Here is a 7,627-nt window from a genome sequence, read left to right as displayed (position 1 = left end):
GCACCTCGCCGTCCCGGACGGCGTCGAAGTACGCGGTGACGGCCTCCTCGCACTCGCGGGTGCACGGCACGGACAGATCGATCAGGGTCACGTCGTCGAACGGCGGCACGGTCACGCTCAGCCGGGCCCAGGACAGCGGGCGCAGGCCCGTGGCCCACTGCTCCGGCCCGCCGAACAGCCGGGCCAGCGCGACCCGTTCGGCGGGCGTGTGGCGGCGCCGCGGCGCGGCGATGCGGACGTCGGCACCGAGGCTGACGGCCCGGACCGGGCCGCCGCCGGTGCGGCGGATCTCCAGCGCGAACGCCAGCGTCGGCACCGCGGCGTGCTCCAGCGCCCGGACCCCGGTGACGGCGAACGTCAGATCGGCGACGTCCCGCAGCCCCGGGGGCCGGACGGTCGGGGCGCTCACGCGGGGGAGAGGTTCGGCATGGTGGGGAGGATCGCGTTCCTCGCGCCCGGGCTGACTCCCGTGGACCGGCGTGCGTTCGACCGCCCGTCCGGCAGATGGCCGTGCTGGCGTTTGTAGTTGCCCTGGTGGTTGCCCTGGCGCACCCCGGGGACGTGCGCGGATTTGTCGATGCGGGTGTGGGGTCTGCCCACGCGGATCTCGGCCATGCCGCTCGCCTCCTAACCGTCGCCGCGGACCGGCGCGGACGGCGCCAGCTCCGCGAAGAACCGTTCGATCTCGGACCGCGCCTCGGGGCCGCCCGTCAGCCCCTTCCAGTGGGTGCGGACGACGCCCACCAGCCGGTAGCAGTCGTCCAGCGGCACGATCCAGTGTTCCCCCGGGCCGGCCCGTCCCTCGCCCCGGTGGACGTCGCCCCGGTGGACCAGCAGCGCCTCGACGTCGCCGGCCAGCCCGGCCACCGCCGGGTGCCCGCCCGCCAGCTCCGCCCACACGGCCGGCGCCACGGTCGCGCGCGGCGCGCCCAGCGGACTGGGATAGGCCACGGCCGTCTCTCCGGTGGCCGCTTCCCGGACGAAGAAGGCCAGGCCCACCGGGATCCCGAGCGAGGCCCACAGATGGTCGTCGATCCGGAAGCCGTCCAGGCGCAGCCGGCGCCGGGGCAGCAGCCGGTAGCGGCGCACCCCCGTCTCCTGCTGGTCGAAGAGGAGCGCGCAGGCCCCGCAGGCGCACAGCAGCGTGCCGTCCGGCACGTCCAGCAGATGGCGGTGCTCGCCGGGGACCGGGCACGAGCACAGGTCGCAGCGGTCGTCCGGGCCGTGGGCCGGCCCCTGCGCGGCGTGGGCCGGGCCCGGCCGGTGGGCGAGCTCCCGCAGCCGGGTGGCCCCGGCGAAGGCGGTCATCGCGGGCCCCCGCTCGCGGCCGCCGTGACGCCGCCGGCGCGGAAGAGGGAGTCCACCGGGATCAGCGTGGGCGCCGGCCCGCCGTCCGCCTCGGCCTCCACCCGCTCGATCTCCGGCGCCGCCCAGCACACGGCGTCCCGCACGGCCTGCCGCGCGGACTCCGCGGAGCCGGCCGAGCCGCAGCCCCGGGCCCGCACCCGTACCCGGGCCACCGCCCCCTCGACGGCGATCAGCTCGGCCTCGACGCCCCCTTCGCCCGCCGCCGCGAGGCCGCGCCGGACACGGATCTCGACGGGGTCCGGGTGCAGGTCGTGGACCAGCAGCAGATGACCGACGAGCTCGTCCGCGGCGAGCGCCCCGGCCAGCGCGCCGTCGGCGTGGCCCATCACCCGGGCCAGGCACTCGCCGTACAGCGCGACCACCGCCTGCAGCGCCTGCGCCGCCTGATCGCCGGCCGGGGCGTCGGCCAGGTCGTCGAGCCCGGCCAGCAGCGCCTCCGTGCGGGAGACGTGCTCGCGGGCGGTCTCGTCGTTCCAGGACATCCGCGCCGCCCTACGCCAGCGCGCCGAAGGTCGGCGAGTGGCTCTGCCGCAGCACCTGGCCCTTGCCGAGGTACATGTGCACCCCGCAGGGCAGGCACGGGTCGAAGCTGCGGACCGTGCGCATGATGTCGATGCCCTTGAAGTCGTCCGGCCCGTTCTCCTCGAAGATCGGCAGGCCCTGGACGGCGTCCTCGTACGGCCCCGGCGTGCCGTAGCGGTCGCGGGGACTGGCGTTCCACGGCGTCGGCGGGTAGGGGTGATAGTTGGCGATCTTTCGGTCGCGGATGACGAGGTGATGGGAGAGCACGCCGCGCACCGCCTCGTGGAAGCCGACGCCGATCGCCTCCGACGGCACCTCGAAGTCCTCGAAGACCTGGGTGCGCCCCGCCCGCACCTCCGCCAGCGCCCGGTCGACGAAGTACAGCGCCATCCCCGCCGCGTAGGCGACGAAGTACATGCGGGCCCGGTCACGTTCGATGGTGTTGGGGAAGGGCGGCGGCTTCCACTCCAGCCGCATCTCGGGCGTGGCCGGCGTCCCGGGCAGGTCGATCTGGACGCTGTGCCCGGTGGAGCGCACGTACGGCGTGCGGACCTTGCCCGCGAGGGCGGTGCTCCACAGCCGGGCGAGGGGGCCGCCGCCGGTGTCGAGCGCGAGATGGTCGCCGGTGCGCTTGTCGTACCAGCGGGGGCTCATCACCCAGCTGTAGTTACCGCCGTCCAGGTCCCGCTTCTGCGGCTTGGGCAGGGTCGTCTGGTTCCACGGGTGCCGCTGGTCGACGTGGTTGCCCAGCGGGTCCTTCTCGACGTAGGTCTCCTCGCCGGCCCAGTCCTCGTAGTAGGAGCTGCCGAGCAGCACCCGCAGGCCCAGGTTGATGTCGACGAGGTCGGTCGTCACCAGCTGGTTGTCGACCACGATGCCCGGCGTGACGAACATGGCGTTGCCCCATTCGTTCATGTGCCGGTAGTCGTAGTCCACCACGTCCGGGTCCTGGAAACAGCCCCAGCAGCCGAGCAGCGTGCGCCGCCGGCCGACCTGGTCGTAGCCGGGCAGCGCCTCCAGGAAGAAGTCGAAGACGTCGTCGTTGAGGGCCACCCCCCGTTTGACGAAGTCCAGACAGCGCGTCAGCCGCACCAGGTAGTCCGTGAAGAGCTGTGGCGTGGCGACCGTGCCCACCCCGCCCGGGTAGAGGGTGGAGGGGTGCACGTGGCGGCCCTCCATCAGACAGCACATCTCGCGCGTGAGGCGGCTCATGCGCAGCGCCTCCTTGTACACCTCGCCCTCGAAGGGGTTGAAGGCGCGCATGATGTCCGCGATCGTGCGGTAGCCGTGCACGTCGCCGCGCGGGGCGGGGGTGCGCTCGGCCCGCGCGAGCAGGCCGGGGTTGGTCTCCTTGACCATGCGCTCGCAGAAGTCGACGAAGACCAGGTTGTCCTGGAAGATCGTGTGGTCGAACATGAACTCGGCGGCCTCGCCGAGATTGATGATCCAGTCGGCGAGCGGCGGCGGCTTGACCCCGTACGCCATGTTCTGCGCGTAGACCGAGCAGGTGGCGTGGTTGTCCCCGCAGATGCCGCAGATGCGGCTGGTGATGAAGTGCGCGTCCCGCGGGTCCTTGCCCTTCATGAAGACGCTGTAGCCGCGGAAGATGGACGAGGTGCTGCGGCACTCGACGACCTCCTTCCCCGGGAAGTCGATCTTCGTATAGATGCCGAGGTTGCCGATGATCCGGGTGATGGGATCGAACGCCACCTCGGTCAGGGTGCGCCGTGCCGCGTCGCTTTCCTGGGCGGTCGCCACTGATGGTTCCTCTCGCGGTGCGGATTACTTACGGCCGGTCCAGCGCGGCTGGTAGCCGCTGGTCAGGGCCTGTTCGTTGTGGCGCCAGCGCGGTTCCCGGTTGGCGCTGGCGTTGGTGATCGACCGCAGGGTGCGGATGAACGGGCCGTAGACGGCCATCAGCCCCGACGAGAGGCTGCCGCCGGGCGGTTCGTCCATGAACGGCATGAACTTGTCCGGGAAGCCGGGCATGGTGCAGCCGATGCAGATGCCGCCGACGTTGGGACAGCCGCCGATGCCGTCCATCCAGCCCCGCTTGGTGACGTTGCAGTTGACCACCGGGCCCCAGCAGCCCACCTTCACCTGGCACTTGGGGGAGTTGTAGTCCTTCGCGAAGTCGCCCTGCTCGTAGTAGGCGGCCCGGTCGCAGCCCTCGTGGACGGTCTTGCCGAACAGCCAGGTGGGCCGCAGCTGCTCGTCCAGCGGGATGGGCGGGGCCAGCCCGGCGGCGTGGTGCAGGGTCCACAGCAGGGTCTCCATGAAGTTGTCCGGCTGCACCGGGCACCCGGGCACGTTGACGATCGGCAGACCGCCCGCCGAGAGGAAGTCCGGGCCCAGGTAGTCCGCGAGGCCCATGCAGCCGGTCGGATTGCCCGCCATGGCGTGGATGCCGCCGTAGGCCGCGCAGGTGCCGATGGCCACGACCGCCCACGCCCTGGGCGCCAGGCGGTCGATCCACTCGTTGAAGGTGATGGGCTCGCCCGTGGCCGGGTCGTTGCCCATCGAGGTCCAGTAGCCGTCCCCGTTGATGTTCTCGTTGGGGATCGACCCCTCGACCACCAGGATGAACGGGGCCAGCTCCCCGGCCGCCGCCCGGTGGAAGGCGGCCATGAAGTCGTCGCCGGTCTCGTAGGCCAGCACCTTGTTGTGCAGATGCACCTTGGGCACCCCGGGAATCGCACCGAGCAGCACGTCCTCCAGGCTCGGCAGCGAGGCGGCCGTCACCGACACGGTGTCGCCGTCGCAGCTCATGCCCTCCGAGGTCCAGAGGATGTGGATCTCGTCGAAACCCGCGCCCGCCGGCTCGGCCGGCGCGGTCGCGGACGCGGTCATCGGCTCCGAGCCCATGGCGGATTCCCTTCGGCGGCGGTCTGGCTCAAAGCTGACATACGGTACTTTCACCGGCAATCTGATCGGCTGTCCCGGACAGCGCGTCGCACCGTGCGGCCGCGTCCGGTGTCGGCCGTTTGCGCACGAACGCCGAGCGCAGCGCGTGGTACGGCTCGTCGGGGCCGAAGAACGCGCGCCGCATGAGCTCCAGCTCCTGCGCCCGGTAGGCCGCCAGCGGCTTGACGGACTCGTCCCGCTCCCGCGCGGCCTTCTTGACCGCGATCCGCGTCGGCACGTCGAGTTCACCGAGGAGGTCGGCCGCCATCCGGGTGACGGTGTCGGCGAACTCCTGCGGCGGCCCGGCGACCACCCGGTCCACCAGCCCGAACTCCCTCGCCCGGGCCGCGCTGAGCGGCGCGGCCCGGGCCATCAGCGCCGCCGCCCGCTCCGCGCCGACCCGCCGGGGCAGGCTGTAGGTCCAGAACTCCGAACCGTAGAGCCCCATCAGCCGGTAGTGCGGATTGAGCACCGCCCCCGCCCTGCACCACACCTCGTCCGCGGCGAGCGCCAGCATCACGCCGCCCGCCGCCGCGTTCCCCGGCACGGCCGCCACCACCAGCCGGTCGACGGTGGTCAGCACCGCCTCCACCAGGTCGTTCAGGGCGTTGATGTTCGCCCACGACTCCTCGGCCGGGTTCGCCGCCGCCTCGATGACGTTGAGGTGGATGCCATTGGAGAAGAAGTCCCGCTCACCACCCAGCACGATCACGGACGTCGGCCGCGACCGCGCGTAACGGTAGGCGGCGAGCAGCCGCCGGCACTGCACCGTGCTCATCGCCCCGCCCGGGAAACGGAACCGCAGGAAGCCGACGGCCCCCTGCTCGGCGTAGCGGATGTCGCTCCACGTCCGCCGGTGGTACGGCAGCCGCAGCGGGGCCGCGACGTCGGGCACGTCCGGCAGCCGGTCACCGAGCGCCGACGCCGCCGGCAGCGCGAAGGTGGGGGGACCCTCCGGGCTCCGGCGCGGCCGCAGCTGCGGGATCCACACCGCGCCGTCCACCGTCGCCCGGCAGATCGCCCCGGCCCGGGTCGCCAGCACCTCGCCCGGCCGGCCGCGCAGCCGGTCCTCGCCGTGCCCCCCGTGCAGATACCACTCCCGCCCCAGCAGCTCGTCCAGCACCCCCGGCTGCGAGTCGGCGGCCCGCAGCCTGCGCAGCACCTCCTCCGTCGGCTGCGCCGACCAGTCGATCCGGCGCTCGCCCTGCGTCAGATGGGGCCGGGCGCGCACCGGCAGACCCGTCTGCGGCCGCGGCGCCCAGTCGCCCGACGCGAACCGCTCGACGGCCAGCAGCACCGCCGTCACGGCCGCGTCCGCGACCTCGCCCCGGTACAGATCGCTCTTGGAGACGTCCGGCGGTACCGCGAAGTCGGCCGTCGCCCAGATGGGGCCGGCGTCCATCTCCGCCTCCGCCTGAAGGACCGTCACACCCCAGCGGTCCACGCCCTCCTGGACCGCCCGGTCCAGCGAGGAGGGCCCCCGGTCGCCGGCCGGCCCCGGATGGACGATCAGACACGTGCGGCGCGACCAGATGTCCGGCGGCACCGCCGACTTGAGCATCGGCGCGACGATCAGATCCGGCCTGTGCCGTTCCACCGCCGCCCGCAGCGTGTCGTCGTCCTGGGCCAGGGCCACCGCCAGGGCGTGCCCCCTGTCGCCGAGTTCGGCGTAGACGCGCTGCGTCAGGCTGTTGAAAGCGCTCGCGATCAGCAGGATGTGCACGGCAACCTCCCGAGGGTGCCCGGTGGAACTCCGGACGCTTCGCATCGTCACCCGGACCGGCCGTCCCGCCGGGCGGCATCGTGCGAGGCACGCCGCGATTGCGCTACGCGGGCGAATACCGGGGCCCCTCCGGCCCGCTTCACGCCCTCCGGCGAACGCGCTTCTTAGAGTGACGGGCACGGAGCAGGGAGGCGGAGGCGGATGCACGAACTGTCCATCGCCACCGCCGTCGTCGAGCAGGCCGAGGACCTCGCCCGGCGGCACGGCGCCCACGCCGTCGAGGCCGTCCGGCTGCGCGTCGGCGAGCTCTCGGGCGTGGTGCCCGACGCACTGCGCTTCTCCTTCGACGTCGCCCGGGAGGGTACGGCCCTCGCCGCCGCCCGGCTGCTCGTCGAGGAGGTGCCCGCCCGCGCCCGCTGCGGCCCGTGCGGCACCGACTTCGCGGTGGGCATGCCGCCCATGCTCTGGTGCCCGCGCTGCGACCGGCCGGCACCGCAACTGCTCAGCGGCCGGGAACTGGAGATCACCGCGGTGGAACTGGCGGACGAACTGGAGGAGGCGAACGGCTGATGTGCCGTGCGATCGAAGTCCGGCAGACGGTCCTGGCCAAGAACGACGCCCTGGCCGACACCCTGCGCCGGGAACTGACGACCTGTGGGGTCACCCTGGTCAACCTGCTGTCGAGCCCCGGCAGCGGCAAGACCGCCCTCCTGGAACGGCTCCTCTCCCGGATGGCCGCCGAGGGCATCCCGGTGGCCGCGCTCACCGCCGACCTCGCCACCGAGAACGACGCCGTCCGCCTCGCCCGCTCCGGCGCCCCCGTCAAACAGGTCCTCACCGCGGGCCTGTGCCACCTGGAGGCCGCACAGCTCCGCACCCACCTGGAGGGCTGGCTGCCCGACGCCACCCGGATCCTCTTCGTCGAGAACGTCGGCAACCTGGTCTGCCCCGCCTCCTACGACCTGGGGGAGACCCTGCGGGTGACCCTCATGTCGGTGACCGAGGGCGAGGACAAGCCGCTCAAGTACCCGACGGCCTTCGGCCTGGCCCACCTCGTCGTCCTCACCAAGACCGACATCGCCGGAGCGGTGGGCTTCGACCGCGCGGCGT

Annotated in this window: 9 protein-coding genes; 2 read left to right on the top strand and 7 right to left on the bottom strand. The window is 72.9% G+C overall.

What is annotated here, in order from left to right:
* The 7 genes from AB0K09_RS26330 to AB0K09_RS26300 all read right to left on the bottom strand — a co-directional run.
* A partial coding sequence (locus AB0K09_RS26330) for a DUF6084 family protein (protein ID WP_366067875.1) occupies positions 1-409 on the bottom strand: 409 nt, incomplete at its 3' end.
* Complete coding sequence (locus AB0K09_RS26325; RefSeq protein ID WP_366067874.1) at positions 406-615, bottom strand: hypothetical protein; 210 nt, start codon at positions 613-615, stop codon at positions 406-408. The genes AB0K09_RS26330 and AB0K09_RS26325, both read right to left, overlap by 4 nt.
* 12 nt (positions 616-627) lie before the next feature.
* Positions 628-1,308 (bottom strand): DUF5947 family protein, encoded by a 681-nt coding sequence (locus tag AB0K09_RS26320; RefSeq protein WP_366067873.1) that lies wholly within the window; start codon positions 1,306-1,308, stop codon positions 628-630.
* Positions 1,305-1,850 (bottom strand): NifU family protein, encoded by a 546-nt coding sequence (locus tag AB0K09_RS26315; protein WP_366067872.1) that lies wholly within the window; start codon positions 1,848-1,850, stop codon positions 1,305-1,307. Before AB0K09_RS26315 ends, AB0K09_RS26320 begins: the two co-directional genes overlap by 4 nt.
* 10 nt (positions 1,851-1,860) lie before the next feature.
* On the bottom strand, positions 1,861-3,648 hold the full coding sequence (locus AB0K09_RS26310) for a nickel-dependent hydrogenase large subunit (protein WP_366067871.1): 1,788 nt from the start codon (positions 3,646-3,648) through the stop codon (positions 1,861-1,863).
* A 24-nt stretch (positions 3,649-3,672) separates the two neighbouring features.
* Positions 3,673-4,755 (bottom strand): hydrogenase expression protein HypE, encoded by a 1,083-nt coding sequence (locus AB0K09_RS26305; RefSeq protein ID WP_366067870.1) that lies wholly within the window; start codon positions 4,753-4,755, stop codon positions 3,673-3,675.
* 28 nt (positions 4,756-4,783) lie between these two features.
* Positions 4,784-6,517 carry a hydrogenase maturation protein gene (locus AB0K09_RS26300; RefSeq protein ID WP_366067869.1) on the bottom strand — a complete coding sequence of 578 codons (1,734 nt, stop codon included), beginning with the start codon at positions 6,515-6,517 and terminating at the stop codon, positions 4,784-4,786.
* Between the two features lie 201 nt (positions 6,518-6,718).
* Between AB0K09_RS26300 and hypA the strand changes: the two genes are divergently transcribed.
* Together hypA and hypB are read left to right on the top strand one after the other, a co-directional pair.
* Positions 6,719-7,087 (top strand): hydrogenase maturation nickel metallochaperone HypA, encoded by a 369-nt coding sequence (gene hypA, locus AB0K09_RS26295; protein ID WP_366067868.1) that lies wholly within the window; start codon positions 6,719-6,721, stop codon positions 7,085-7,087.
* The coding region (gene hypB / locus AB0K09_RS26290; protein WP_366067867.1) for a hydrogenase nickel incorporation protein HypB at positions 7,087-7,627 on the top strand (541 nt) is incomplete at its 3' end. The genes hypA and hypB, both read left to right, overlap by 1 nt.

It is taken from the genome of Streptomyces sp. NPDC049577 (genome assembly GCF_040675635.1).
Taxonomy (GTDB): domain Bacteria; phylum Actinomycetota; class Actinomycetes; order Streptomycetales; family Streptomycetaceae; genus Streptomyces.
Note: the sequence above shows the minus strand (reverse complement) of the source record. Positions and strands in the feature narration are given on the sequence as shown.